We start from the raw sequence: 26515 nt of genomic DNA, 5'->3' as shown, positions 1-26515 counted from the left end.
TTTTGCGTCACTTCGAGTGATGTGACGCTGGTCCGAGCGTGCCGACACGGTGCGTACTGTTGTCGAGGTGACATGAGACCTTCTGCGACACTTGATGCGGATAGTGTGATTTCACAGAATCCGCATTCCTGCCGGTGACCTGCTGACCGACCTTGTGCGGTTGACCTCTTGCGGCTGACGATCGGCCCAACAGGACAGCCGTACGGCGGATCTCAGCCAACGCTCAGGATCCGGGCCGTACCGTGTGGCGAATGAGATCGCCGTTGTCGGCTGCGCGGATTCGCCGTGCCCTGCCCACCGGCCGCCGAGCCGTCGCCGCCTCGGTGGCCGTCGTCCTGTTGGCGGCGGTCGCGCTCTGGGCGGCCTGGCCGGACCGGTCGGGGTTCACCACCGAGTCCGCCATGGTCACCGTCCGCTCTGGACCCGACGGCGACGAGCCTGTCGACCTGGACACCACCTTCTACCTCCCGGACGACGCCTCGGCCGACCGGCAGGTGCCGGCTGTCCTGCTCGCCCACGGCTTCGGTGGCACCAAGGACTCGGTCCGGGTCGACGCCGAGGACCTGGCCGCGCGCGGGTACGCCGTCCTGACCTGGACGGCCCGGGGGTTCGGGCGCAGCGGAGGCCAGATCCACCTGGACAGCCCGGACCACGAGGTCCGTGACGGTCAGCGGTTGCTGGACTGGCTGGCCGCCCGACCGGAGGTCCGTACCGACGCCGAGGGCGACCCCCGGGTGGGAGTGGTCGGCGGCTCGTACGGCGGCGGTCTGGCGCTCCTGCTGGCCGCGCAGGACCAGCGGGTCGACGCGATCGTCCCGATGATCACGTGGAACGACCTGTCCCGCTCCTTCCTGCCGGAGAGCACCGGCGGGGACCCCACCGACGGCGTGTTCAAGTCCGGCTGGGCCGGCATCTTCTTCGGCGGCGGCGGGAACACCGGCTCCGGTCCGGCCGGGATCTCCGGTGACACCGCCGCCGAGCAGCCCGAGGGGGCGCCGGCCTCGGCCGGTCCGCCCAGCCCGATGCCGGGACAGGGGCCGGGAACCGGCCCTGGTGCGCCGAACGTCGGCGGCATCCTTGACCCGGCCTGCGGCCGGTTCGCCGCCGACGTCTGCGCCGCGTACCAGCGCATCGCCGCCACCGGCCGGGCCGACCAGGCCGCCGTCGACCTGCTGCGCCGGTCCAGCCCGGTCGGGGTGCTGGACCGGATCGAGGCCCCCACCCTGCTGGTGCAGGGCGCGGCGGACACCCTGTTCCCGCTGGCCGAGGCGGACGCCAACGCCCGGGGGATCGCTGCCAACGGCACCCCGGTCCGGGTCGCCTGGTTCACCGGTGGGCACGACGGCGGCGAGGGGCCGCGTACCGACTCCGACCGGGTGAAGTTCCTGACCGCGCAGTGGCTGGACCACTACGTCGCGGGGAAGGGGGACGCCCCCGGCGACGACTTCACCTTCTCCAGGATCGCCGGCTTCGACGCGCTCGACCGGGGCCTGGTGGCGACCGGTTACCGCAGCGCCGACTACTCCGGGCTGGCCGGGGACGACCGACGTGAGGTGACCGTGACCGGCCCCGCCCAGCCGGTGGCCAACCCGCCCGGGGGCAACCCGGCGGCGATCTCCTCGGTGCCCTTCGCCGGTTCGCTGAGTTCACTGCTGAGCGGGGTGGCCGGAGACATCCCCGGACAGCACGCCCGGTTCGAGAGCGAACCGTTGACCGAGGCCGTCGACGTGGTCGGGTCGCCGACCGTGCAGATCCGGGCGGCTTCGGCCACCGGGTCGGCGGTCCTGTTCGTCAAGCTCTACGACGTCGACCCGGAGGGCGGGGCCACCCTGCCCAGCGGCCTGGTCGCCCCGGTGCGGCTGACCGACCTCCCGGCGACCGTCGACGGTGCCGACCCGGTCACCGTCACCCTCCCGGCGATCGTGCACCGGATCGAGGCCGGGCACCGGATCCGGGTGGTGGTCGCCACCTCCGACCAGGCGTACACCACCCCGATCGAACCGGCGGTGCACACCGTGGCGGTCGGCGACACCCCGGTCGGCCTGCCCACTGTCGTCGCGGACCCGATCCCCACCGAGGCGGTGCTCTGGCGGTGGGCGTTGGTCGGGCTGCTCGCCGCGATCGCCGTCGGGCTCGTCGTGGTCGTCACGGTGGTCCGGCTGCGGCACCGTCGCCAGGACAGCTCCGTCCACCCGGAGTACGCCGGAACTCCGCTGGCCGTACGCAACCTGCGCAAGGCGTACGCCGACGGGTTCGTGGCGGTGTCGAACGTGGACTTCGAGGTGCACCCCGGTCAGGTGGTCGGTCTGCTCGGCCCGAACGGGGCCGGTAAGACCACCACCCTGCGGGTGTTGATGGGGCTGACCCAGCCCACCGCCGGGGAGATCTACGTCTTCGGGCACCGGCTGGTGCCCGGCTCCCCGGTGCTGTCCCGCATCGGCGCGTTGGTCGAGGGCCCCGGGTTCCTGCCGCACCTGTCGGGGCTGGAGAACCTGAAGGCCTACTGGCGGGCCACCGGGCGACCGTGGGAGGACGCGCACTTCGACCAGGCGTTGGAGATCGCCGGGTTGGGCTCCTCGGTGCACCGCAAGACCCGTAAGTACAGCCACGGGATGCGCCAGCGACTGGCCATCGCCCAGGCCATGCTGGGGTTGCCGGAGCTCCTGGTGCTCGACGAGCCGACCGACGGGCTGGACCCGCCGCAGATCGCCGAGATGCGCCGGGTCCTGCAGCGGTACGCCACCGACGGGCGGGCCGTCCTGGTCTCCAGTCACCTGCTGGCCGAGGTGGAGCAGACCTGCACCCACGCGGTGGTGGTGAACAAGGGTCGGATCGTCGCCTCCGGTCCGGTCGAGGAGATCGTCGGGGAGTCGCCGAGCGTGCTGTTCGACGTCACCGACCCGGATGCGGCGAGGGCGGTACTGGACGGCCTGGACGGGGTCCGGGTGCTGCCCGACGCCGAGGGGGCGCTGGTGGTGGACACCAACGGCACCGCCCGCAGCGAGGTGGTCGCCGAGCTGGTCCGGGCCGGGGTCGGAGTGGACCGGGTGGTGCCGCGACGCCGCCTGGAGGATGCGTTCCTCGCCCTGGTCGGCGAGAACTCTCGGGGAAGCGGTGACCGGTGATGGGTGAGACGTCGACGAGTGCCGGGACCCGGCCGGCGGCAGCCGGCACCCCGGGTGCCTCGGTCGGGGCGGCGGCGGGCTACCGGCCGTCGGCCACCCTCCCGTTCCGGGCGGAGTTCCGTCGGCAGGCGTCGCGGCGGCGTACCCAGTTGGCGCTCGGGTTCATGGTGCTGCTGCCGCTGATCATCCTGATCGCCTTCCAGTTCGACACCGGTGACGACGACCGCCGCAGCGGGGGCGAGTTCTCCAGCCTGGTCGAGCTGGCCACCTCGGGCGGGTTGAACTTCACCCTCTTCTCCATCTTCGTCTCGGCGTCGTTCCTGCTGGTCGTGGTGGTGGCCCTGTTCTGCGGCGACACAGTGGCGAGCGAGGCGAGCTGGGGGAGCCTGCGGTACCTGCTGGCGGTGCCGATCCCCCGGGCCCGGCTGCTGGCGGTGAAGCTGGTCGTCGCGCTCGCCTACTCGGCACTGGCCCTGCTGCTGCTCGCCGGTACCGCACTGCTCGTCGGCACCCTCAGGTACGGCTGGTCGCCGCTGCGCAGCACCGTCGCCGCCCAGCTCGACCCCACCGAGGGGCTGCTGCGGCTGCTCGGCGTGCTCGGCTACCTGGCGGTCGTACTCCTGGTGGTGGCCGGGTTGGCGTTCCTGCTCTCGGTGATCACGGACGCCGCCCTCGGCGCTGTCGGCGGGGCGGTCCTGCTCTGGATCCTGTCGAGCATCCTGGACCAGATCACCGCGCTGGGTGTGGTGCGCAACTTCCTGCCGACCCACTACTCCAACGCCTGGTTGGGGCTGCTGTCCACCCCGGTGCAGACCGACGACCTGGTCCGGGGTGCGTTCTCGGCGATCTGTTACGCCACGCTCTTCTGGGGTCTCGCCTTCTGGCGCTTCACCCGCAAGGACGTCACCAGCTGAGTCCACGTCGGCGCCCAGCCAGGCCCGCCGCGTTCCAACGACCGGGAACCGGCGATGGGAGCGTTCCCACGGACAGGGAAACTTATCGACGTTGTTAAATCGAAGCGGCAGTCTGATGACCCCAAGTGCTCCCCGTCACGGAGGTCTCAGATGAACGCCGACCGCTTCGCCCAGCCGGTGCTCTCCCTGTTCCGCATGGTCATCGGACTGCTCTTCCTGCTCCACGGGGCGTCCTCGCTCTTCGGCCTGTTCGGGGGTGCCCGGGGTAGCGGAAACGCGGTGCCGATCGGCGAATGGCCAGGCTGGTGGGCTGCGCTGATCCAGGCGGCCTGCGGCGCACTGGTCCTCGTCGGCCTCTTCACCCGCCCGGCCGCATTGCTCGCCTCCGGCTCGATGGCGTACGCCTACTTCGTGGTGCACCAGCCCGAGGCCCTGCTCCCGCTACGCAACAACGGTGAGCTGTCGGTGCTGTTCTGCTGGTCGTTCTTCCTGATCGCCGTCCTCGGCCCCGGCCGGTACGCCCTCGACACCCTGTTCCGTCAGCGCCGGGCCGCCCTGGCCCCCGAGGTCGCCGAGCCCCGCCCGGTGCCCGCCTGATCCGTGCTGCTCCCGTACCACCACCGCGATCGAGGGGCCTGCGTCGGCGGCGGAACTCCGACGGTGCAGGTCCCTCGATCGTTGTGCGCGACTGGAGCCAGCCGGAGTGTCAGGGCCTTAACGACGCCTGTGGGGGTGGAACGACTCTGTCGAGCTGCCGCTCAAGGCTGAGTGGATCGTCGAAGAACTCGACGTCGCTGACGGTTCGGAGTTCGGCGACGATGGCGGCTGACCAGTCCTGTGCCGATCCGGCCAATGCCGCGACCCGACTCTCTCTCGCGACGGTCGAGAGGCCGAACACGTGGTAGCAGTGCTCGGCGGCCTGGTCGGGATCGCGCAGGCTGACAGCCTGGACGTAGGCGGCCTTGCCGTCGTCCGCGACCCGGAGCGTGACCGACCGGCTGCGCCCCGACTCCAGTGGAATCGGTGCGTCTCGCTGGAGCTTGCGGTTGCGGCCGGCCCAGACGGTGACCCGATCGGTCACCCGGTCGACGAACCTCGTACCGGCTTGGCGTGGCGCGAGCCATCGAAGCTGATCGGCCCGCAACGAAGCCTGCGCGACATCGAGTACCAGCCTGCCCAGGTCCTGAGCGGTTCCGAAGGTGGAGATCTCACCCGGCACCGCGTTGACGCCGTTCAGGTCGTCTCCCGCCATGATCTCGGTGAATGCCTCGGCCGCACGTCCGGCAGAGAGATTCACCCCCGCCAGCGCCAGCAGGGACGCCGCAGCGGCGCGATCGGTCACTCGGTAACCGGACCCCATCGGTTCGACGAGTACCCGTACGCCGTCACCGTCGCCGTAGGTCAGCGGAAGATCTACCAACAGGCCATCGCCGTACGGGTGCACGACAGTACCGTCGTTGACGGCCCGAAGGAGCATGCCGATGACGGTCGTGGCATCCACGATCATTCCCTCCTCACGGCTCTCGCCAGATGAAGTCGTCCCCGATCGCGATGAAACACTCCGCAGCGAAGGCTTCCAGGATCGCACGGTACGTGCCGGGTGCGACCCTTGGTTGCAACGGGGCGAAGGGGATGTCGTCAGGTTCGTAGGCCTTCTCGTCACCCCCGCCGGGCTCACTCCGGTGCTTGTGGGTGCCAGGGAAGGGGCGATGTGGGGTGTTCAGGCACAACCTGCGGGCGGAGAATCCCCATCGCCCATCGCCGATGAGATACTGAAGGGTGGGCTCGCTCGGCTTCAGTTCGTTGACGGTCATGCGAAGTCGGCAAGGGGTCAGCGCGCTGATGGCAGTATCGACTCGAATGATTCCGTTCTTGATCACGGAGCCTTTGGTGGCCCAGGTGACACCACCCACGGTGACGGCTTTCGAAAGCGGCGACAGGAGGGCGCCGAGGTTGGCGGCCGTCATCAACTGCGACATCTGCCGACTCACATCCGTGCCCTTCTGCGGCTGACTGCTGCCATCGAGAGGCGAGGCGCTTTCACTCGCGTACGAGAGTCGCACATTATCGAAGATGGTCGTGATCATGAGATCCGACTCGCTGGACGAGAGCCGTCGGAGTGCTGGCATTCGCCTGAGGTCGAGCCGTGTCCGAGTTACCTGGGCTGCTCCACGCCGAACCGGCGTTCGCGCCGGCTGGAGTCTGACATGCAGTGGTTCCAGCCGGCGCGGTCGGTCGGGCTTCGTCCGTTGTGCCGGTCAGCTACAGACCCGCCACTGGTCGCCCTCCTGGACCACCTGGAAGACCTCGGCCTCGCTGTCCCAGGAGACGTGCACCTCGGCCCGGCTGTTGCCGTTGGACGTGCGTACCGAGGTGTTGGTGATCCGGTAGCTGCCCTTGTCCGGCTCGGCGGCCCACTCCCGGGCGAACTGCTCCTCGGTGACCCGGTTGCGGAGCGCTCCGCAGAGCCGGTCGTAGGCGGCCGGGTAGTTGCCGGCGTTGGCGTCGTCCAGATAGCCGGTGACGGCGTCCCGGGGTCCTGCGGTGGCGTCCTGGACGGTGCGGAACAGCCAGAAGCCACCGCCGACAGCGCCGCCGCAGCAGAGTAGGGCGACGATGGCCCCGACGATGATCAAAGTCTTGGCGGTCCCGCCCATCCCACTCTTCTTCGGCGGGGGGCCGGGCATTCCGGGTGGAGGATAGTAAGTCACCTTGGCAGCGTAGAAACCCCAGGCCACCCGGGGTTAACGAGCCGCCCCCAGGGGACTTGCGGTCGGGTCCCCGGACCCTTCAGATGGTCCGAAGGTAGCCGCGCACCTGGTCGCGGGAGCCGCGCAGCAGGGTGCACGCTTCCTCGATGGCCCGGCGGGCTCCGGTCACCCGTCCGTCCACCAGCCGCAGCAGGGTCGGGTTTCCGCCGGCCAGTGCACCCATCAGGGTGAGATGGTTGCGGGCCAACCGGTCGACGACACCGACGAGGTGCTGGTGGTTGCGGTCGATCAGGTCGATGACCGCCTCCAGCTCGGCGTTCAGGCTGCCGACGCTGATGCTCGCGGCGACCCGGTTACGTCCGGCGTAGCGACGTCGGTTCGACAGCCGTCGCTCGCCCACCGGTGGACGGGGTACCTCAGGCGACAGCCGGGCTTCCGATCGACCCAGGTCCGTCGTACGCCCCACGGCCCGGATCGTCGGCGCGTCCGGGGGGCGGGTGGCGGGTGACTCGGCAGGGCTCGCGGTCGACCGACCGTTCCCCGGTCGAGGTCGGTCGCGGACCTTGTCGAGGGCCGCCACCAGGGCGGATTTCGCGGCGGCTCCCAGGAGGAAACCGGCCACCCCGCCGGTCATGGTGATTCCCGCAGGGTTTGTCGACCAATCCTGTTCGTTCACCAACGTCGCGGTGTAGGCGCCACCGGCCATCCCACCCAGCTCCAGCAGTTTTCCCAGGACCTCCTTGGGGCCCTCGAACCTCCAGAGCCGGAGAAAGGACGACTCCTGTTCCTGCCGCTGATTCCGCCTGCGGCGATGGTTCACCACTCGATCACGGGGTCGAGGAAGGCGCACTGGGTGGCGACCATCATCGGTAGGTTCGCCGCTACCTCCTGGGCGATCTCGTGGGCGTCGCCCCGGTCGACGTCCTCCTCGTCGTCCTGGGCGGCCAGATACTCGCAGGCCGCCCAGAGGTTCGGGTGGAGGAAGGAGAACGCCCACATCACGTAGGCCGTGTTGTGGACCGCGACCCGAGGCTGCCCGTGGTGGCCCATCCGGTGGTACTCCGGCTCCTCGGGCGTGGTGCCCAGCCCCTCGGCGGTCGGGAAGAGCCGGTACCTGCGGAACACCGGCTCCAACGGGCCGTCCGGGTCGAACTCCAGCAGCAGGCCCCGGCGGACCAGACCGGCCACCAGTTCCTCGACGTCGGGACTCGGATCCGGTGCGGCGCTGATGGTGCGGACCAGCTGCGTCCGGTCGACCTGGAGCTTCGAGTGTGCCCTCACGTCGAGGTGAGCGAAGCCGTACGCGCCGAGCTCTGCCTCGGTCAGGTCCACCACGTCACCGCCGAGGTGGACCTCGAAGGTCTCCGGTACGAGGTCGGGCGGACGGACGTACCGGTGCTGTGGGCCGAGGCTGAAACCGACGGGGACGATCACACCTGGCACGCTGGCTCCCTCCCTGCGGAGGCCGGTGGGCTCGGTCGTCGCCCTGTCCGGCTGCGGCTCAGTCGGTCAACGAGCGACCCCGGGTGACCGCAGCGGTCACCCGAGGACGCCGATGTAGTTGCGGGCGGCATCGGAGCTGCCCTGGATGAGGTGGAGCGCCTCGCCGAGACGTTGCCGGCTCTGTTCGGCGCGCCCGATCGCCTCGGTGAGCGCCGGATGCCCGGTTCCGGCGGCGACGGCACGCAGGCGGACGAGGGTCTGCTCGGTCTGTTCGCGGCACACTCTATCGAAACAGGTGGATCGAAATCTCGCTTTGAGTCGCCACTGCGACACTCAGCGTCTTCGGTGTGACCGATCCGTCACCGGGTGCGGCTCACACGGTGGGAAGGCCGGGTGGCGGAGGTCGCCGCCGGTCGTAGACTCGGCGGCACAACTGAATACCTCATCCAGAGGGGCTGAGGGATACGGCCCGACGACGCCCCGGCAACCACCCGCACCATGACGCTCGCCGACGAGCGGACCGCGGGCAGGTGCCAATTCCGTCCCCGCCGCAGGGTGCGATGCGGGGAAAGATGAGAGGAAACGATCTTTGATGACGTCGACCCTCGCCTCCGGCATCGACACCACCACCAGCCCCGCCCGCGCTCTGGTCTGTCGGGCCTGTCACGCGCGCTACCCGCTCGCCGCCCAGCACGCGTGTTTCGAGTGTTTCGGCCCCCTGGAGGTCGACTACGACCTCGCCGCGCTCGGTCGGGTCACCCGCGAGCAGATCGAGGCCGGACCGAAGAACATCTGGCGGTACGCCGCCCTGCTGCCCGCCGGGCAGGACCCGACGACCCGGGTCACCCTGGACCCCGGGTTCACCCCGCTGGTCGCCGCCGGGAACCTCGCCGCCGAACTGGGCATCACCGCTGACCTCTGGGTCAAGGACGACAGCGCCAACCCCACCCACTCGTTCAAGGACCGGGTCGTCTCGGTGGCCCTGACCGCCGCCCGGTCGCTGGGGTTCACCCGGTTCGCCTGTGCCTCCACCGGGAACCTGGCCAACTCGGTCGCCGCCCACGCGGCCCGGGCCGGATCGCCGTCGGTCGTCTTCATCCCCGGCGACCTGGAGCCCGGCAAGATCCTCACCACCGCCGTGTACGGCGGGGAACTGGTCGCCATCGACGGCTCGTACGACGACGTGAACCGGCTCTGCGGTGAGCTGGTGGAGACCGACGAGTTCGAGGACACCGCGTTCGTCAACGTCAACGTCCGGCCGTACTACGCCGAGGGCTCCAAGACCCTCGGGTACGAGGTTGCCGAGCAGCTCGGATGGCGGATCCCGGCGCAGGTGGTCATCCCGATGGCCAGCGGTGAGCTGCTCACGAAGGTCGACAAGGCGTTCAGCGAGCTGGTGGAGATCGGCCTGGTCGAGGCCCCGCCGAACGGGTGGAAGGTCTTCGGCGCCCAGTCCGCCGGATGCAACCCGATCGCCACCGCCCTGCACGCCGACACCGACACCATCACCCCGGTCCGGCCGACCGGGATCGCCAAGTCGCTCAACATCGGCGACCCGGCCGCCGGCCTGTACGCCCTGGAGGCGGTCCGCCGGACCGGCGGGTGGATGGAGTACGTCGACGACGACGAGATCCGCGCCGGGATCCGGCTGTTGGCCCGTACCACGGGGGTCTTCGCCGAGACGGCGGGTGGGGTGACGGTGGCGGTGCTGCGCAAGCTGGTGGAGTCCGGTCGGCTCGACCCGACCGCCGAGACGGTGGTGTTCAACACCGGCGAGGGGCTGAAGACCATCGACGCGGTGGCCGGTGAGGTCGGCCCCACCCACCGGATCAAGCCGTCCCTGCGTGCGGCCCGGCAGGCCGGCCTGCTCGGCTGACCCGGGTCGTCCACCCGGAGGGTGCGCTGTCCTCTGTATGGGGGATACGGCCGATCCGGCGGGTAACCGGTTTTTCGCCCTGAGTACGAAAAACCTGCCGCCTAGGGGTTGACGCCCGGTTTCGGACGGCGCAGGATTGCCGGTGCGGGAGGGCGTTTCGCCGAAGACTTTCGAGTTCTTGCGACCCCAACGCCGGAGGCGTTGTGCGATCGTCCCTCCCGACCAACCTCCTTCGGGCCAGCGAGTAAATCGCTGGCCCGAAGTTCGTTCCTGCCGCAGGCTACGACGTATGGCCATCACGATCAGTCCGTTCGACGCCGACGATCCGGCGGCGATCGAGGCGGCGTACCGGATCGGTGCCGCCGCCGAGCGAGTGGACGTCCCCGACCTCCCGCCCCTGTGCCGGCAGTCCTTCGAGGGCACCGTCCGGCACCCGATGCCCGGGCGTCGGCAGCTCTGGGCGCTGGCCCGGCTCGACGGCGAACCGGCCGGGTACCTCAGCCTGGAACTGCACGAGCTGGACAACCACGACCTGGCCACCATCGAGCTGGTCGTCGACCCGGCGTACCGGCGGCGGGGCGTCGGGCGGGTCCTGCACGGGCACGGGCTGGGGCTGGCTCGCGAGAACGGCCGTAAGAAGGTCATCTTCGGTGTCGTGTCGGCGCTCCCCGGGGGTGAGGCCCGGCCGGACTCCGGCACGGCCTTCGCCACCGCGATGGGGGCGAGCCCGGCCCTGCTGGAGGTCCGTCGTCGGCTCGACCTGCACCGACTGGACTCCGCCGGGCTCGACGCGGCGGCGGCCGAGGCGCAGACCCGCGCCGCCGGGTACGAACTGGTCCGCTGGGGCGGGGAGACCCCGCCGGAGCACCTCGCCGACATCGTCTACCTGGACGGCCGGATCCTGATGGACGTCCCCCTCGGTGACCTGGGGTGGGAGCCGGAGAAGGTGGACGCCGACCGGGTCCGGGGGACCGAGCGGGCGCTGGAATTGCGCGGACACCGGCGGTACCAGCAGGGCGTTCGACACGTGGCCTCCGGCCGGGTCGTCGCCTGGACCGTCCTGGAGTTCAGCGCCTCGACGCCCTGGCACGCCTACCAGCAGATCACCATCGTGGACCCGGAGCACCGGGGCCGTCGGCTCGGCCTTCTCGCCAAGATCGCAAATCTGCGGTACGTCCTCACCCGCGAACCCGGGCTCCGGTACGTCGACACCTGGAACGCGGAGGTCAACAACCACATGATCGCGGTGAACGAGCGGATGGGGTTCCGGGCCGTCGACGCCTGGACCGAGTGGCAACAGACCCTCTGACTTGTGACACCGGTCTACAGAAGTGGCCGCCATCTGTTGCATGATGGCGGGCATGACGGAGACCCCGCACCCCCTGTACGACCGGCACGCCGACACCCTCAACCGGGCGCTCACCGCGATCACCGACCGGGGCTACTGGTCCGCGTACCCCGAGTCCCCCAGCCCCCGGGTGTACGGCGAGACCGCCGCGGCCGACGGGAAGGCCGCCTTCGAGGCGTACCTCGACGGCGACTTCCCCCTCGACCAGCCCGGTACCGGTGACCGGACCGCCACCGAGTCCAGTCCCTTCGGGCTCAAGCTCGGGGTCCGGTACCCGCACTCCGACGCGGAGACCCTGGTCGCCGCCGCCTCGGCCGCGCTCCCGACCTGGCGGGACGCCGGTCCGCAGGCCCGGGCCGGGGTCTGCCTGGAGATCCTCGCCCGACTCCACGAGCACGTCTTCGAGTTGGCCAACGCGGTGCAGTTCACCACCGGTCAGGCCTTCGTGATGGCCTTCCAGGCCGGCGGCACGCACGCCTTCGACCGCGCCCTGGAGGCGCTCGCCTACGGGTACGCCGAGATGACCCGGCACCCGGGGACGGCCGGCTGGGAGAAGGCCGCCGGCAAGGGCGACCCGCTGCGGATGACCAAGCGGTTCCACGTGGTGCCGCGCGGAGTGGCACTGGTCGTCGGCTGCAACACCTTCCCGACCTGGAACTCGTACCCCGGGCTCTTCGCCTCGCTGGTCACCGGGAACCCGGTGATCGTCAAGCCGCACCCCCGGGCGGTGCTGCCCCTGGCCATCACGGTCCGGTACGCCCGCGAGGTCCTCGCCGAGGCCGGGTTCGACCCCGACCTGATCCTGTTGGCACCCGAGGCCCCCGGCGAGAAGCTCGCCTCCACCCTGGCCCTGCATCCGGCGGTCAGGATCGTCGACTTCACCGGTTCCACCGAGTACGGCGACTGGCTGGAGGCGAACGCCCGGCAGGCGGCCGTCCACACCGAGAAGGCCGGGCTGAACGCGGTGGTGGTCGACTCCACCGACGACTTCGCCGGGATGTGCCGCAACCTCGGCTTCACCCTGACCCTCTACAGCGGACAGATGTGCACCACCTCGCAGAACATCCTCGTCCCGGCCGGCGGCATCGAGACCGACCAGGGACACAAGAGCCTCGACGAGGTGGCCGCCGGGATCGCCGGTGCGATCGGCAAGATCACCGCCGACCCGGCCCGGGGAGTCGAGTTGACCGGGGCGATCGTCAACGAGGGGGTCCTGGAGCGCCTCGCCGAGGTGGCGGGCGTCGGTGAGACCGTCCTGCCCTCCCGGGCGGTCGAGCATCCCGCCTTCCCGGACGCCGTGGTCCGGACCCCGACCCTGGTCAAGCTCCCGGCGGACGCCGTCGACACGTACGGCCGGGAGTGGTTCGGGCCGATCTCGTTCGTCATCGCCACCGACTCCACCGCCCACAGCCTGGAGCTGCTGAAGTCCACGGTGGGGGAGAAGGGCGCGTTGACCGCCGCCGTCTACTCGACCGACCCCGCCGTCCTGGACGCCGCCGAGGCCGCCGCCGTCGAGGTCGGCGTGCACCTGTCGGCCAACCTGACCGGAGGGGTCTTCGTCAACCAGTCGGCGGCCTTCTCCGACTTCCACGGCAGCGGGGCCAACCCGGCCGCCAACTCCGCACTGACCGACGGCGCGTACGTCGCCAACCGGTTCCGGATCGTCCAGTCCCGCCGCCCCGCCTGACGTGTGAGGAGGGGCCCCTTCTCTGGAGAAGGGGCCCCTTTCCGCGTCCACCGGCAGCGGGTGCCCCGGGCCGCGGGGTGGACGGGTCAGGCCGAGCGGCGCAGCTGCATCTCGGTCAGCTCGGGAATCCTCGGGTGCGGGACGCGTACCCCGGTGTCGACGAAGCCCAACCGCTGGTAGGCCCGGACCGCCCGGTCGTTGCCGACCACCACCTCCAGCATCAGCTCCGGGCGACCGCACGCCTGTGACCAGGTGGCCACCCCGTCGATCAGGTGAGCGAGCAGTCCACTGCCGCGCCAGGCCGGGGTGACGTAGACGGCGAAGACCACCGTGACGGCGGGCTCACCGGGCAGCACCGTGCCGCCGGCGTGCCCGACGAGTCGACGGTGCCGCTCGGGGACGCGGCGCGGCAGCCCGTTGGCGGTCCGGGGTGCCGACCGGTCGTCTGCCGGGTTCGCCACCCGGTCCGCTGCCCGGTCCGCCGCCGGGTTCGCCACCCGGTCCGCCGCCGGGTTCGTCGGCGTCGGGGTGCCGGAGTCGAGCGCGTACGTCGTCGGCACCGGATCGGCCACGAACTGGGCCACCTCCGGACCGGTCGAGCAGTACGCCACCCGGGCCGCGTAGTCGGCGTGGGGCCGGGCCGCCGCCTCGGCGACGGTTTCCAGGAAAGCCAGGGGCGAGTCGGCCAGCATCTCCAGGCGCAGTGCCCGCATACGGGCAGCGTCCGTCGGACGTATCCGATGGACGACGGCTCGGCGGCGATTCGTGCTGCCCGAAACGGTCGTCATGTGGGCATGCATACCGTAGCGACGCCTGCCGATGCACATCGGTCGGCGATCGGCGTCATTTGCCCTTTTTGTGGTCGTGCGACTTTGTCACGCCTCGTGTACCGTGCGTTTTCGATCGCCTGTTTCGACAGTCATCGTCGACCCGGAATCGGTGGTCCGATGCTCGGCCGTGTCCACCGCGACCGAGGGCTTTCCAGCGCCGTGCAGAGTGAGGAAGTGCACCGTGGCACAGGGCACCGTGAAGTGGTTCAACGCCGAGAAGGGCTACGGCTTCATCGCCGTGGACGGCGGGCAGGACGTCTTCGTTCACTTCTCGGCCATCGAGATGGACGGCTACAAGGCGTTGGACGACGGTCAACGAGTCGAGTTCGAGATCGCACAGGGGCAGAAGGGGCCGCAGGCCGAGCGGGTACGCGCCGTCTGATCGGGACCGCCGGGGCCGGCACGCCCCCGGTCGGCGGTGGAGATCTCATCCCATCCGCCTGCGGGGATGCGTGTCCGGCGTTCGCCGGGGAGGATCATGAGCCGTTCCAGCCGTTGCTGCTGAGGAGGCCTCATGACCGACCAACCGCCGCCCGGGCCGCCCAGCCCCCCGTTCGGCCACCCGGCCCCGGGGTCGGACCCGCACGGGCAGCCGCCGGTCTCCGGGCAGCCGGTGTACCCGGGGTCGACTCCCTACCCGGGGAGCACCCCGCACTCGGGGTTGCCGGCGTACTCGGATCAGACCCCGCATCCGGGCCACCAGGGCCAGCAGCCCTCCTACCCGGGCCAGCAGCCGGGCCACCCGGGTCAACAGCAGTCCTACCCGGGCCAGCAGCCGTCCTATCCAGGTCAGCAGCCCTCCTACCCGGGTCAACAGCCGGGCCACCCGGGGCAGGCTCCGTACCCCGGCCAGCCGTACCCCGGGGCGGCGTACCCGGGTCAGTTGCCGCCCGGAGCAGGGCACGCGCCGTACCCGGGAGCTGCCCATCCCGGACCGGGGTACGGCTGGAACCCTAACGACCCGCTGGTGAACCCGCCCGGCGGCGAGTTGAGCGGCTGGTGGAGCCGGTGCATCGGGGTGGTCCGCCGGGGTTGGACGGTGTTGCTGCCGCTGCTCCTGATCACCCAGGTCCTGCCGGCGATCATCATGGCGGTCCTGGTCCTCGCCCTCGGGCCGGCGCTCGGTCTGACGACCCCGCAGGTGACGAGCGAGACGACGGCGCTGCCCGACGGTCTCCTGCGTGACATGAGCATCTTCATCACGACCATCACCGCCTCCGCCATCCTCATCGGTCTCCTGCAGAGCGTGGGTTGGGCGGCGGGGACCTGGGTGATCACCCGGCAGGCGGTCGGTGGGTCGGTGACCCTCGGGTCGGCCCTGCGGTACGGACTGAGCCGGGCCCCCGGCCTGTGGGGCTGGACCCTCCTGGTCGGGCTGCTGGTCTTCGTCGGCATCTGCCTGTGCTTCCTGCCCGGCATCTACCTCGCCGCCGCGTTGAGCCTTGCCGGTCCGGTCTACCTGTTCGAGCGGAGCAACCCGATCGGGCGTTCCTTCCAGATGTTCCACTCCTCCCGGTTCGGGATGCTGGTGGGTCGGCTGGCGTTGATGGCGGTGGTGGTGATCGGGATACCCCTGACTGTCGACCTGTTCCGGCAGATCGGGATGCAGGCCTTCGACGAGGCTCCGTTGGCTTGGCCGATCGCCTCGCCGGGGGCTGCCGTGGGTGCCCTGGCGGTCACCGCCGCGGCATCGGTGTTGACCCTGCCCGCGTACCTGTTCCAGCAGGTCGCGTTGGTGGTCACCTATGCCGAGCAACGGATTCACGAGGGGCCGGTGGACAGCGCCCGACTCGCGGCTGAACTCGGGTGAGGGCGCGCATCGTGCTTGCACTCGGCAGGGGAGAGTGCTAAACAAGTCCTTGGCACTCGCATACCGTGAGTGCCAATGGTCGGGGCGGTAGGGCCACGATCGTGCGCTGTCTCTGTGGATGGCGGACGGGACGTGGCCGGTCGTCGCGGGCTATCCGGCCCGGCCGACGGATGTCGCTGTCACGCGACGGCGACGTCCCAAGGTGCGTACACCAGGCGGCCCATCCGGGACACACACTCGGGTGGCCCGTGAGTGTCCAGGAGGACAACGCCGTATGGCCAAGATTATCGCCTTCGACGAAGAGGCTCGCCGCGGTCTCGAGCGGGGCATGAACCAGCTCGCCGACGCCGTAAAGGTGACCCTCGGCCCCAAGGGCCGCAACGTCGTGCTCGAGAAGAAGTGGGGTGCCCCCACCATCACCAACGATGGTGTGAGCATCGCCAAGGAGATCGAGCTCGAGGACCCGTACGAGAAGATCGGCGCCGAGCTGGTCAAGGAGGTCGCGAAGAAGACCGACGACGTCGCCGGTGACGGCACGACGACGGCGACCGTCCTGGCCCAGGCCCTCGTCCGCGAGGGTCTGCGCAACGTGGCCGCCGGTGCGAACCCGATGGCCCTGAAGCGGGGCATCGAGGCTGCGGTCGCCAACGTCTCGGAGGAGCTGTCCAAGCTCGCCAAGGACGTCGAGACCAAGGAGCAGATCGCCTCCACCGCCTCCATCTCCGCTGGTGACACCAGCGTCGGCGAGATCATCGCCGAGGCGATGGACAAGGTCGGCAAGGAAGGCGTCATCACCGTCGAGGAGAGCAACACCTTCGGGCTGGAGCTGGAGCTCACCGAGGGTATGCGCTTCGACAAGGGCTACATCTCGGCCTACTTCATGACCGACCCGGAGCGTATGGAGGCCGTCTTCGACGACCCGTACATCCTGATCGCGAACAGCAAGATCTCCTCGGTCAAGGACCTGCTCCCGATCCTGGAGAAGGTCATGCAGTCGGGCAAGCCGCTGCTGATCATCGCCGAGGACCTGGAGGGCGAGGCCCTGGCCACCCTGGTGGTCAACAAGGTCCGGGGCACCTTCAAGTCGGTCGCCGTCAAGGCGCCGGGCTTCGGTGACCGCCGCAAGGCCATGCTGACCGACATCGCCATCCTCACCGGTGGCCAGGTCATCAGCGAGGAGGTCGGCCTCAAGCTGGACGCCGCCGACGTCGAGATGCTGGGCCGCGCCCGCAAGGTCGTGGTGACCAAGGACGAGACCACCATCGTCGACGGTGCCGGCGACGCCGACCAGATCCAGGGCCGGGTGAACCAGATCCGGGCCGAGATCGACAAGAGTGACTCCGACTACGACCGGGAGAAGCTGCAGGAGCGGCTGGCCAAGCTGGCCGGTGGCGTTGCGGTGATCAAGGTCGGCGCGGCCACCGAGGTCGAGCTGAAGGAGCGCAAGCACCGCATCGAGGACGCCGTCCGCAACGCGAAGGCCGCCGTCGAGGAGGGCATCGTCCCGGGTGGTGGCGTCGCGCTGGTGCAGGCCGGCAAGAGCGCCTTCGACAAGCTGGACCTGACCGGCGACGAGGCCACCGGCGCCCAGATCGTCAAGATCGCCCTGGACGCCCCGCTGCGGCAGATCGCCGTCAACGCGGGTCTCGAGGGTGGCGTGGTCGTCGAGCGCGTCCGCAACCTCGACGCCGGGCACGGCCTCAACGCCGCCTCCGGTGAGTACGTCGACCTGCTGGCCGCGGGCATCATCGACCCGGCCAAGGTGACGCGCTCGGCGCTGCAGAACGCGTCGTCGATCGCCGCGCTCTTCCTCACCACCGAGGCCGTCGTGGCGGACAAGCCGGAGAAGAACCCGGCCGCCCCGGCTGCTCCGGGTGGCGGGGAGATGGACTTCTGAGTCCAGCTTCACCAACGCCGAACGGGGCGGGCCGCTGACGCGGCCCGCCCCGTTCCGTCTCTGCGGTACAGGGGGCGGCGGGGCAGGTGGCGGATGACACGGCGTCCGGAGCCGTCGCCCGCATCGACAGTGCGGGTCAGCCTCGGGCGGCCCGGACTGCGGCGTAGGCGTCGACCAGGCCGGCACCGGTGATGGCGGCGTCCCCACCGCACCGGTCCGTCCGGTCCTGGGAACGGTAGGTCGGCTGGGCGGGGGTGGCGGTGTCTCGCAGGATCTGCCGGGTCCGGTCCAGGTCACCGACCAGAGCCGGGTTCGCCGACCACATCAACGCCACCACCCCGGCCACCTGCGGAGCCGCCATCGAGGTGCCGTCCAGGGAGGCGTACCCCCCGCCGGGCATCGCGGAGAGCACCCCGGCACCCGGCGCGACCAGGTCGGGTTTGGCCCGCCCGTCCGCCGCCGATCCACGGCTGGAGAAGAGGGTCACCCGGCGTTGCCGGTCCACCGCCCCGACCGTGAACACGTCCGGGTACGGCGCCGGGGGGTCCTGGATCGAGCCGCAGAACGGGCCGGTGTTGCCGGCGGCGGCGACCACGAGGATCCCCGCCGCCTCCAGCGCTGCGGTGGCCGGCTGGAGGACCCCCGGGTCGCAGCCCTCGATCGACGGGCAGCCCCACGAGTTGGTGAGCACCTCCGGTGCGCGTTCGGGTCGACCGTCGGTGAACGGGTCCCCACCGGCGGGGAAGGGTGCCAGCATGAACTGGAGGCAGTCCAGGTAGTGACCGGGGCTGCCCAGGTTCCGGTCGAGGTTGATGCACCCGGTCCACTGGGCGTCGGGGGCCACCCCGATGCCGTTGCGACCGACCGCGCTGCCCAGCGTGTGGGTGCCGTGTCCACTGCGGTCGGACGGGGTGCGAGTGCCGTTCCACGGGTCGTACCAGGAGTCCGCCCCGCCCCGGAACCCGTCGGTGAGGGTCGGGTGGGCGACGTCCACCCCGGAGTCGGAGCTGCCCACCACCACCCCCGCGCCGGTCACCCCGAACTCCGACCAGACCCGGTCGGCGCCGATCAGGGACACGTTCCAGGCCGGGCCGGTGGGGGCCGGTTCGTCGCCCCGGGAGGCGGCGGCGGGGACGGGTACCGGCCGTAGGCGTTGGCTCACCAGGACCCGGGACACCTCGGGGCGGCGGGACAACCAGGCCCGCACCGCCGGGCCGCCGTCGGTCTCGATCGCGTTGACCAGGTAGTAGGGCGTGTGGTTCAGCCGCAGCCGGGTCAGCTCCCGGCGCAGCCCCGCCTGGGTGCGGTCGGCAGTGGCGACCAGCCGTCGGTGGACCTCGGCGGCGCGGGCGTCCCGGCCGGCCCGACCGGGCACCCCGCCCGGCACGCCGGTCAGGTCGGCCTGCTCGCGGAGGACCACCAGGAGCCGTTCGCCGTGCAGGCCGGGCTGACCCAGACCGACACCGACGACGGCGACCCCGGCCAGCACCGCGACGGCGGTCACCCCCGCCACCCGCCGGTCCGGCGTGAACCCGCGCGACCGACCGAACGCGACGCCGTACCCGAGGGCGAGCAGCAGTGCGACGACGAGCCCGGCGGCGGTCGCCGTCGCGACCCAGAACGGGACGTCCCGGCCGTCGGCCAACAGCAGGGTGACCTCCTCCGGGTCGGTGAAGGCCAGCGGACCCAGCACGACGAGCCCGACCAGCCAGCGGGTCGGGGCCCGGTCGGCGGTCCGACCGGTACGCCACGCCACCGCCCGGAGCGCGGCCAGGACGAACCCGGTCGGCGGGAGCGTCCACAGCGCCGGTAGCTGGGCACCGGACTGGCCGGTCCCCGCCCCGACCACCAGGAGGGTGACCCCGGCGACCAGGCCACCGACGAGCACCATCCGGGCCGGTCGGGGCGGGGTGCCGACGGTGAAGCGTTCCCACAGGGCCGGGGCCAGCAGCACCCCGGCCAGGGTGCCCACGGCCGCCGCCGCCGCGACGGCGAGCAGGGTCTCCAGCAACCCGCCGAGCGCACCCACCCAGATCCAGGGCAGCAGCAGGAGGAGCCCGGCCGCGACCGCGAGCAGGGTCACCGCCGTCGGCCGCCGTCCCCTCTCCCCGGTCCCGGTGTCGGCCGGGTGCGGTGGCGCGGCGGGGTCGGTCCGGCGGGCGCGGTGCAGCAGCCGGCCCAGGGCCCACGCCGCCAGGGCGGCGGTGACGGCCAGGGCGGCCAGGTACGCCTCGTGGTGCACCGGGGGGATCGCCCGGAGCAGGACCAGCCCGCCGAGGGCGAAGGCCGCGCCGACCCAGGCCCACCCGGTGGCCCGGACCGCCGCCGACCGGGGGATCAGGCCGAGCAGCAGCGCGGGGGTGCCGAGCAGGACGACGCTCGTCACGGCGAGCCCGGGCCAGAGGACCACCACCCGGTGCAGGCCGGTGGCGAGCAGCAGTTGGTCGACCAACCAGCCGGCCGCCTGGCTGAACGTGACGAACCCGACTGTCCAGAGCCCCACCAGAACCGCCGCCACCACCGCCCAGGGGCTCGGGGGGCGCGCCGGGGCCGGCATCGACCCGGGTGGCCACACCCCCGAGTGACCAGGGAATCCACCGGGTCCGGGACCGTACGGACCCGGTACCGGTGCGCCTGCGGGTGGGGGGTGACCGGCCGCCATGTCCTGACAGTACGGGCCGGGCGGCACATGCCGCCCCGGGGTCACGGCGTTACGGTGGACGGGTGCGTGACCCCAACGTCTCCCGCGCCCTCGCCGGTCAGCTCTCCCCTGTCCGCCGCGCCACCGACCTGCGCCGTCTCCGGGCGGAACGGTTCGACGTCCTCGTCATCGGGGGTGGGGTCACCGGGGCCGGTGCCGCCCTGGACGCCGCCTCCCGGGGGTTGAAGGTCGCCCTGGTCGAGGCCCGCGACCACGCCGCCGGCACCTCCAGCCGGTCCAGCAAGTTGATCCACGGGGGCCTGCGCTACCTGGAGCAGCTGGAGTTCGGTCTGGTCCACGAGGCGCTCACCGAGCGGGGGCTGCTCGCCACCCGGCTGGCCCCGCACCTGGTCCGCCCGGTGCCGATCCTGGTCCCGCTCCCCGCCGGGCAGGGGGCGCGGAGCCTGCCCGCCCGGGCGTGGCGGCGGGCCTACTACGGCCTCGGGGTGGCCGCGTACGACACCTTCGCCGGGTTGGTCGGCGGTGGCCGGGGGATGCCGCTGCACCGGCACCTCACCCGGGAGGGGGCCCGGCGGATCTTCCCCAGCCTGCGGACCGACGCCCTGGCCGGGGCGATCCGCTACCACGACGGGCAGGTCGACGACGCCCGGCTGGTGGTCACCCTGGCCCGCACGGCGGCCAGCATGGGTGCCACGGTGGTCACCAGCGCCCGCGCCGTCGGGTTGGTCCGGCAGGCCCGGGAGGTCACCGGGGTCCGGGTCCGTGACCTGGAGGCACCGCCCAACTCCCCGGACGCCGAGTTCGAGGTACGCGCCCGTACCGTCGTCGCGGCCACCGGGGTGTGGAGCGACGACATGTCGCGGATGCTCAACGACGTGGGGCTGCGCCCCGGGATCCGGGTCCGGGCGTCGAAGGGGGTGCACCTGGTGGTGCCCCGTTCGGCGATCACCGGAGAGACCGGGCTGATCCTGCGGACCCCGACCTCGGTGCTCTTCGTGATCCCGTGGGGCGGGCACTGGATCATCGGTACCACCGACACCGACTGGCGGCTGGACCGCTCCCACCCGGCCGCCTCGGCGCGGGACATCGCGTACCTGCTCGACCAGGTCAACACGGTGTTGGAGCGGCCGTTGACCACAGACGACATCGAGGGGGTCTACGCCGGGCTGCGACCACTGCTGGCCGGCGAGGCCGACTCCACCTCGAAGCTCTCCCGGACCCACGCCGTCTTCGAGCCGATGCTCGGGCTGCTCCTGGTGGCCGGGGGCAAGTACACGACGTACCGGGTGATGGCCTCCGACGTCATCGACCGGGCGGCCCGGCGGCTCGGCGGGGTACGCCCCTCGCGCACCGCCGACCTGCCGCTGCTCGGCGCCGACGGGTACGCGGCGATGTGGCGGGACCGGGCCGACCTGGCCCGTCGACACCAGATGCCGGTCGGGGTGCTGGAGCACCTGTTGGAGCGGTACGGCACCCTCACCCTGGAACTGCTCGCCCTGATCGACGCCGACCCGCTGCTGGCCTCCCCGCTGGCCGGTGCCCCGGAGTACCTGGCCGCCGAGGTGACGTACGCGGCCCGGGCCGAGGGGGCGCTGCACCTGGAGGACGTGCTGACCCGGCGTACCCGGATCTCCTTCGAGACCGCCCACCGTGGCCTGGACTCCGCCGAGCACACCGCCGAGCTGATGGGCGCGGTGCTGGGCTGGGACGCCGCCACCCGGGACCGCGAGGTGGCCCACTACCGGGCCCGGGTCCTGGCGGAACGGCAGTCGCAGACGATGCCCGACGACGCCACCGCCGACGCGGCCCGACTCGGGGCTCCCGACGTCCGTGGCTTCTCCGCCGACCGGGGCGGCGACGGCGACCCGGCGCAGGTCAACGCCGGCTGGTGACCCCCGGAAGTGCCGGCGGGGGCGAGACGGGGCGGCCCCGGTGACTCTCCCCCTGGTGGGGCGGGGGACTGCTTCGGATCGGCGTGGCGTGCAGCCGGGCGACGACCGAGGTCGTGGTCGGATCGGGGAGGTGCCCGGTCGCCAGGTCGTCGGATCGGGTGGACTCCGAGGCGCGGGCACGCCGGGGGTGACGTCCGGCAGGGGTCGGGGTTCATGTCGAACGGGTGTCGACGCTGTGACTCAGAGCACCTTGCCGGGGTTGAGGAGGCCGGCCGGGTCGAGGGCGGACTTGATCGCCTGGTGCACCCGGACGCCGACCGGGCCGATCTCCTCGGCCAGCCAGTCCCGCTTGAGCAGTCCGACCCCGTGCTCGCCGGTGCAGGTGCCGCCCAGGGCGAGCCCCAGTCGCATGATCTCGTCGAAGGCCCGTCGCCCGCGCGCCACGCTGTCCGGGTCTGCGCGGTCCACCACGATGTTGGGGTGCATGTTGCCGTCCCCGGCGTGCCCGACCACCCCGATCGGCACGTCGCACTCGACGGCGATCCGGGCCACCCCGTCCAGGAGCGCCGCCAGGGCCGCCCGGGGCACCGCCACGTCGTCGATGACCAGGCCGCCGTTGCCCTGCGGGTAGGTCCGGGCGGCGAAGTGCTCCATCGCCGGGTGGGCCAGTCGCCGGGCCTGGAGCAGGGCCGCCGCCTCCACCGCGTCGGTGGCCGCGTACACCTCGTCGGCACCGGCGGCGGTGCAGACCTCGCCGATCCGGGCCAGGTCGCCCGGGGCCCGGACACCGGTGTCGACGGCGGCCAGCAGCAACGCCTCGGCGTCGGTACGCAGTCCCATCGGCCGGTACGCCTCGATCGCCGACAGGTGGGTGCGGTCGAGCAGCTCCAGCAGGCTCGGGGTGAGCCCCTGGGCGGCGATCCGGGCCACCGCGTCGCCCGCCGAGGCGACGGAGTCGAAGACCGCCACCAGGGTCAGGGACTGCTCCGGGGCCGGACGCAGCCCCACAGTCACCTCGGTGATCACCCCGAGGGTGCCCTCCGAGCCGACGAAGAGGCGGGTCAGGTCGTATCCGGCGACACCCTTGGCGGTACGCCTACCCGTGCGCAGCACCTCGCCGGAGGCGAGCACCACCTCCAGGCCGAGGACGTACTCGGTGGTCACGCCGTACTTGACGCAGCACATACCCCCGGCGTTCGTGGAGACGTTCCCGCCGATCGTCGACGACTCCCAGGAGCCCGGGTCGGGCGGGTAGTAGAGCCCCTGCTCCGCCACCGCCCGGGCCAGCGCGGCGTTGACGACCCCGGGCTGCACCACGGCGATCCGGGACACCGGGTCGATCTCCCGGATCTCGTCCATCGCCACCATGCTCAGCACCACCGCGCCGTCGACGGCGTTCGCCGCCCCGGCCAACCCGGTGCGGGCACCCTGCGGCACCACCGGTACGCCGTGTCCGGCGGCGGCGCGGACCACGGCGACGACCTCCTCGGTGGTGCGGGGCCGGACCACCACCGCAGGGGTCCCGGCGGCGCAGAGGTCCGCCTCGTCCCGCTGGTGCATCCGCAGCAGGTCCGGGTCGGTCAGCACGGCGTCGGCGCCGAGGGCGGCACGCAACTCGGTGATCAGGGGGGTTCCGGGCATGCGGGGAAGGCTAGCCCCGGCTCGTACCACCCGCCAGGCGTCGGTCACCGTCCACGGGTGCCGGGTGACTCCTGGTCCGCGAGGATTCACCCCGAGCCGTACGGGTAGTCCCGTCCATGGCCCGAGACCGGCGACCCTCCCTGCTGCGACGTGCATCCATGCGTGACGGTGGGGTCGACGTCGACGGGGCGCGGATCGCCGAGGCGATGGGCGAGTTGAAGCATCGGGGCCACGCCACCCTGAAGGACCGCCTGCACCGGCTCCGGTCCACCGCCGTCCTGGCCCTGCAGGCCGGGCTGGCCGCCGCCCTGTCCTGGCTGATCGCGCGGGACCTGCTCGGCAACCCGCAGCCGGTGTTCGCCCCCATCGCGGCGGTCGGCACCCTGGCCGCGTCGGTGGGTCAGCGGTTCCGCCGGACCATGGAGCTGATCCTCGGGGTGGGGGCCGGAGTGGCAGTGGGTGACCTGCTGGTCTACCTCGTCGGCACCGGGGCCTGGCAGCTCGGTGTGATCGTCACCCTGGCCATCCTGGTGACCATCTTCTTCGGCGGTTCGGTGGCGGTGGTGATCCAGGCCGCCGCGACTGCGGTCCTGATCGTCACGCTCAACCCTTCGGCGAAGACGCTGGAGATACCCCGGTTCATCGACGCGATGGTCGGCGGCGGCACCGCGCTCCTGGTGACCGCGTTGCTCCTCCCCCTCAACCCGCTCCGGGTGATCAACCGGGCGGCCCGCCCGGCGATGGACCTGCTCGCCGACCAACTGGAGCGGACCGCCTCCGCGCTGCGGGACCGGGACCGGGAGGCCGTCCAACAGGCCCTGGAACGCCTTCGGGACAACAAGGGGGAGCTGACCGACTTCGTCGAGGCCATCGAGGGGGCGAAGGAGACCATCACCATCTCACCGGCCCGCTGGCACCGGCGCAGCGAGCTGACCCACTACGCGGAGGCGGCCGACCCGATCGACCGGGCGATGCGCAACAGCGGCACCCTGATCCGCCGGGCGGTCACCCTGATCGAGGACGACGAGGCGATCCCCGAGCCGATGCCGGACGCCGTCGACCACCTCGCCGAGTCGGTACGCCTGCTCCGCCACGAGTTCGCGGTGGGCGAGGAACCCCAACGGGCCCGGGAACGGTCCCTGCGCGCGGTCAGCGAGGCCGGTCGGGCGTACACCGAGGGGGTCGGGTTCTCCGGCAGTGTGGTGGTCGCCCAGGTCCGGACCACCGCCAGCGACCTCCTGGTGGCCTCCGGTGTCGAACAGGAGGAGGCGAACCGGCTGATCCGGGAGGCCTTCGGGGACTCCGAGAGCGCCGAACAGCCGGCCGAACACAACACCGCCCCGAACCCGCCGACCACCCCGCCCCTGGGCTGATCCGACCGCCGGTCAGCCGAGTGCGGCCAGCGCCTCGACCAGCTCGTCGACCTCCGCCTCGGTGGTGCCCAGGCCGATGCTGGCCCGTACCGCGGTGGGAGGCAGATCCGACCGTCCGCTGCGGGCCGCCGCGTCGGCGAGCAGCCTACGGGCCAGCGGGTGGGCGCAGAACAACCCGTCGCGGACCCCGATGGAGTGCTCCTGCGCCAGGTGGGCGGCGACCTCGCCGGAGTCCCGGCCGGCGACCACGAAGGAGACGATCCCGACGCGGGGGGCGTCCGGGGCGAAGGTGCGCAGCTCCACCACGTGCGGCAGCGCCGCCAGTCCGGTGCGCAGCCGGGCCAGCAGCGCCTGCTCCCGGTCGTGCAGGGCCGACCGGTCGGCGGCCTCGAACGCGGCGCAGACAGCGGCCAGGGCCGCCGCGCCGAGCAGGTTCGGGGTGCCCGCCTCGTGCCGGGCCGGTCCGGTGTTCCACCTGACGTCGTGACAGCTCTCGCCCACCGAGGCGGTGGCACCGCCGCCGGCCAGGTACGGCGCAGCGGCGTCCAGCCAGTCGGCCCTGCCGACGAGCACCCCGGCCCCGAACGGGGCGTACAGCTTGTGACCGGAGAGCGCCAGGTAGTCCACGTCGAGCGCGTCGACGTCGACCGGGGCGTGCGGGGCGAGCTGGGCGGCGTCCACCACGATCCGGGCCCCGTGCCGGCGGGCCACCCGGGCCAACTCGGCCACCGGCCACACCTCACCCGTCACGTTGCTCGCCGCCGTCACCGCCACCAGCACCGGACGGTCGGCCGGAACCGGGTGCCCGGCGGGGTCCCGCAGGTCGGCGAGGGCGGCGGCCAGGGACCGTACCGCCTCCTGCGGGTCGGTGGGGACCGGGAGGCGGAGGGTGTCGGCCGGCCAGGGCAGCAGGTTGGCGTGGTGCTCGCCGGTGAAGGTCACCACGGCCGTACCGGTGGGCAGGGCCCGGGCCAGCAGGTTGAGTGCGTCGGTGGTGTTGCGGGTGAAGACGACGTGGTCCCCGGCGCGGGCGCCGACGAAGTCGGCCACCGTCTGCCGGGCCTGTTCGTAGGCGAGGGTGCAGCGCCGGGAGAGCGCCCCCGTGCCCCGGTGCACGCTGGCGTACCAGGGAAGGAGCTCGGCCACCGCGTCGGCTGCGGCTTGCGCGCAGGGTGCGCTGGCAGCCAGGTCCAGGTTGATCTGACCGGGTACGCCCAACACGCTCAACGGTCCGGCCGGGTCGGTCGACGGCGGCGTGGTGGGCGCGACGGGGGTGAGGCGAGCGGACACGACGAACCTCCGGGGT

General features: G+C 71.9%; 22 protein-coding genes and 1 riboswitch. Of the genes, 11 read left to right on the top strand and 11 right to left on the bottom strand.

Going from position 1 to position 26515, the window contains the following annotated elements; all coding sequences use genetic code 11:
- Positions 1 to 251: 251 nt before the first annotated feature.
- The 3 genes from WHN02_RS02735 (at position 252) to WHN02_RS02725 (ending at position 4636) form a co-directional block, all read left to right on the top strand.
- On the top strand, positions 252 to 3125 hold the full coding sequence (locus WHN02_RS02735; protein ID WP_434741908.1) for an alpha/beta fold hydrolase: 2874 nt from the start codon (positions 252 to 254) through the stop codon (positions 3123 to 3125).
- Positions 3125 to 4039: an ABC transporter permease gene (locus WHN02_RS02730; RefSeq protein ID WP_434741907.1), complete on the top strand. Its 915-nt coding sequence runs from the start codon at positions 3125 to 3127 to the stop codon at positions 4037 to 4039. The genes WHN02_RS02735 and WHN02_RS02730 overlap by 1 nt, the downstream gene beginning before the upstream one ends.
- Before the next feature lie 150 nt (positions 4040 to 4189).
- Positions 4190 to 4636 carry a DoxX family protein gene (locus WHN02_RS02725; protein ID WP_434741906.1) on the top strand — a complete coding sequence of 149 codons (447 nt, stop codon included), beginning with the start codon at positions 4190 to 4192 and terminating at the stop codon, positions 4634 to 4636.
- A 109-nt stretch (positions 4637 to 4745) separates the two neighbouring features.
- Here the strand turns inward: WHN02_RS02725 and WHN02_RS02720 are convergent, their stop codons facing one another.
- The 6 genes from WHN02_RS02720 to WHN02_RS02695 all read right to left on the bottom strand — a co-directional run bounded on the left by WHN02_RS02720 (position 4746) and on the right by WHN02_RS02695 (position 8475).
- Entirely contained in the window at positions 4746 to 5540 is a 795-nt protein-coding gene (locus WHN02_RS02720) for a hypothetical protein (protein WP_350896325.1), read from the bottom strand.
- Positions 5541 to 5553: 13 nt separating this feature from the next.
- Entirely contained in the window at positions 5554 to 6126 is a 573-nt protein-coding gene (locus WHN02_RS02715) for a hypothetical protein (protein ID WP_434741905.1), read from the bottom strand.
- 171 nt (positions 6127 to 6297) lie between these two features.
- Entirely contained in the window at positions 6298 to 6696 is a 399-nt protein-coding gene (locus tag WHN02_RS02710) for an Rv0361 family membrane protein (RefSeq protein ID WP_434741904.1), read from the bottom strand.
- Positions 6697 to 6829: 133 nt separating this feature from the next.
- Positions 6830 to 7150 (bottom strand): hypothetical protein, encoded by a 321-nt coding sequence (locus WHN02_RS02705; RefSeq protein ID WP_434741903.1) that lies wholly within the window; start codon positions 7148 to 7150, stop codon positions 6830 to 6832.
- Positions 7151 to 7566: 416 nt separating this feature from the next.
- Entirely contained in the window at positions 7567 to 8193 is a 627-nt protein-coding gene (locus WHN02_RS02700; RefSeq protein WP_350896322.1) for a hypothetical protein, read from the bottom strand.
- A 96-nt stretch (positions 8194 to 8289) separates the two neighbouring features.
- Positions 8290 to 8475 (bottom strand): hypothetical protein, encoded by a 186-nt coding sequence (locus tag WHN02_RS02695; RefSeq protein WP_434741902.1) that lies wholly within the window; start codon positions 8473 to 8475, stop codon positions 8290 to 8292.
- A 157-nt stretch (positions 8476 to 8632) separates the two neighbouring features.
- A riboswitch (SAM riboswitch) is annotated at positions 8633 to 8772 on the top strand.
- 13 nt (positions 8773 to 8785) lie between these two features.
- On the opposite strand from WHN02_RS02695, the gene thrC reads away from it, so the two are divergent.
- From thrC to paaN, 3 genes are all read left to right on the top strand, one after another.
- Positions 8786 to 10069, top strand: coding sequence for a threonine synthase (gene thrC, locus WHN02_RS02690; RefSeq protein WP_434741901.1), 1284 nt, complete (start codon positions 8786 to 8788; stop codon positions 10067 to 10069).
- A 289-nt stretch (positions 10070 to 10358) separates the two neighbouring features.
- The gene (locus WHN02_RS02685) at positions 10359 to 11378 is read left to right on the top strand and encodes a GNAT family N-acetyltransferase (RefSeq protein WP_434741900.1); all 1020 of its coding nucleotides are present in this window, start codon (positions 10359 to 10361) and stop codon (positions 11376 to 11378) included.
- A gap of 52 nt (positions 11379 to 11430) precedes the next feature.
- Positions 11431 to 13104, top strand: coding sequence for a phenylacetic acid degradation protein PaaN (paaN, locus tag WHN02_RS02680; RefSeq protein WP_434741899.1), 1674 nt, complete (start codon positions 11431 to 11433; stop codon positions 13102 to 13104).
- Positions 13105 to 13190: 86 nt separating this feature from the next.
- Here the strand turns inward: paaN and WHN02_RS02675 are convergent, their stop codons facing one another.
- The gene (locus WHN02_RS02675) at positions 13191 to 13817 is read right to left on the bottom strand and encodes a GNAT family N-acetyltransferase (RefSeq protein ID WP_434741898.1); all 627 of its coding nucleotides are present in this window, start codon (positions 13815 to 13817) and stop codon (positions 13191 to 13193) included.
- A gap of 298 nt (positions 13818 to 14115) precedes the next feature.
- On the opposite strand from WHN02_RS02675, the gene WHN02_RS02670 reads away from it, so the two are divergent.
- On the top strand, positions 14116 to 14316 hold the full coding sequence (locus WHN02_RS02670) for a cold-shock protein (protein ID WP_350894640.1): 201 nt from the start codon (positions 14116 to 14118) through the stop codon (positions 14314 to 14316).
- 45 nt (positions 14317 to 14361) lie between these two features.
- Here the strand turns inward: WHN02_RS02670 and WHN02_RS02665 are convergent, their stop codons facing one another.
- Entirely contained in the window at positions 14362 to 14862 is a 501-nt protein-coding gene (locus WHN02_RS02665) for a hypothetical protein (protein WP_434741897.1), read from the bottom strand.
- Between the two features lie 39 nt (positions 14863 to 14901).
- Here WHN02_RS02665 and WHN02_RS02660 point away from each other — a divergent pair, with 39 nt between their 5' ends.
- The gene (locus WHN02_RS02660; RefSeq protein WP_434741896.1) at positions 14902 to 15744 is read left to right on the top strand and encodes a hypothetical protein; all 843 of its coding nucleotides are present in this window, start codon (positions 14902 to 14904) and stop codon (positions 15742 to 15744) included.
- A gap of 274 nt (positions 15745 to 16018) precedes the next feature.
- A complete protein-coding gene (groL, locus tag WHN02_RS02655; RefSeq protein WP_350894638.1) occupies positions 16019 to 17641 on the top strand; it encodes a chaperonin GroEL in 1623 nt (540 codons plus the stop codon).
- 136 nt (positions 17642 to 17777) lie between these two features.
- Here the strand turns inward: groL and WHN02_RS02650 are convergent, their stop codons facing one another.
- Entirely contained in the window at positions 17778 to 20198 is a 2421-nt protein-coding gene (locus WHN02_RS02650) for a S8 family serine peptidase (RefSeq protein ID WP_434741895.1), read from the bottom strand.
- A gap of 167 nt (positions 20199 to 20365) precedes the next feature.
- On the opposite strand from WHN02_RS02650, the gene WHN02_RS02645 reads away from it, so the two are divergent.
- Complete coding sequence (locus WHN02_RS02645) at positions 20366 to 22195, top strand: glycerol-3-phosphate dehydrogenase/oxidase (protein WP_434741894.1); 1830 nt, start codon at positions 20366 to 20368, stop codon at positions 22193 to 22195.
- Between the two features lie 240 nt (positions 22196 to 22435).
- Here WHN02_RS02645 and WHN02_RS02640 read toward each other — a convergent pair whose 3' ends face one another.
- Positions 22436 to 23836: an FAD-binding oxidoreductase gene (locus WHN02_RS02640; protein WP_434741893.1), complete on the bottom strand. Its 1401-nt coding sequence runs from the start codon at positions 23834 to 23836 to the stop codon at positions 22436 to 22438.
- A gap of 116 nt (positions 23837 to 23952) precedes the next feature.
- On the opposite strand from WHN02_RS02640, the gene WHN02_RS02635 reads away from it, so the two are divergent.
- Positions 23953 to 25209, top strand: coding sequence for an FUSC family protein (locus tag WHN02_RS02635; protein WP_434741892.1), 1257 nt, complete (start codon positions 23953 to 23955; stop codon positions 25207 to 25209).
- Between the two features lie 12 nt (positions 25210 to 25221).
- Here WHN02_RS02635 and WHN02_RS02630 read toward each other — a convergent pair whose 3' ends face one another.
- Positions 25222 to 26499: an aminotransferase class V-fold PLP-dependent enzyme gene (locus WHN02_RS02630; protein WP_434741891.1), complete on the bottom strand. Its 1278-nt coding sequence runs from the start codon at positions 26497 to 26499 to the stop codon at positions 25222 to 25224.
- Between the last annotated feature and the right edge of the window lie 16 nt (positions 26500 to 26515).

Origin of the sequence: Micromonospora sp. SH-82, from assembly GCF_051132485.1 — a bacterium.
In the GTDB taxonomy this organism is placed as follows: domain Bacteria; phylum Actinomycetota; class Actinomycetes; order Mycobacteriales; family Micromonosporaceae; genus Micromonospora.
This window is presented reverse-complemented; position numbering and strand designations above follow the sequence as displayed.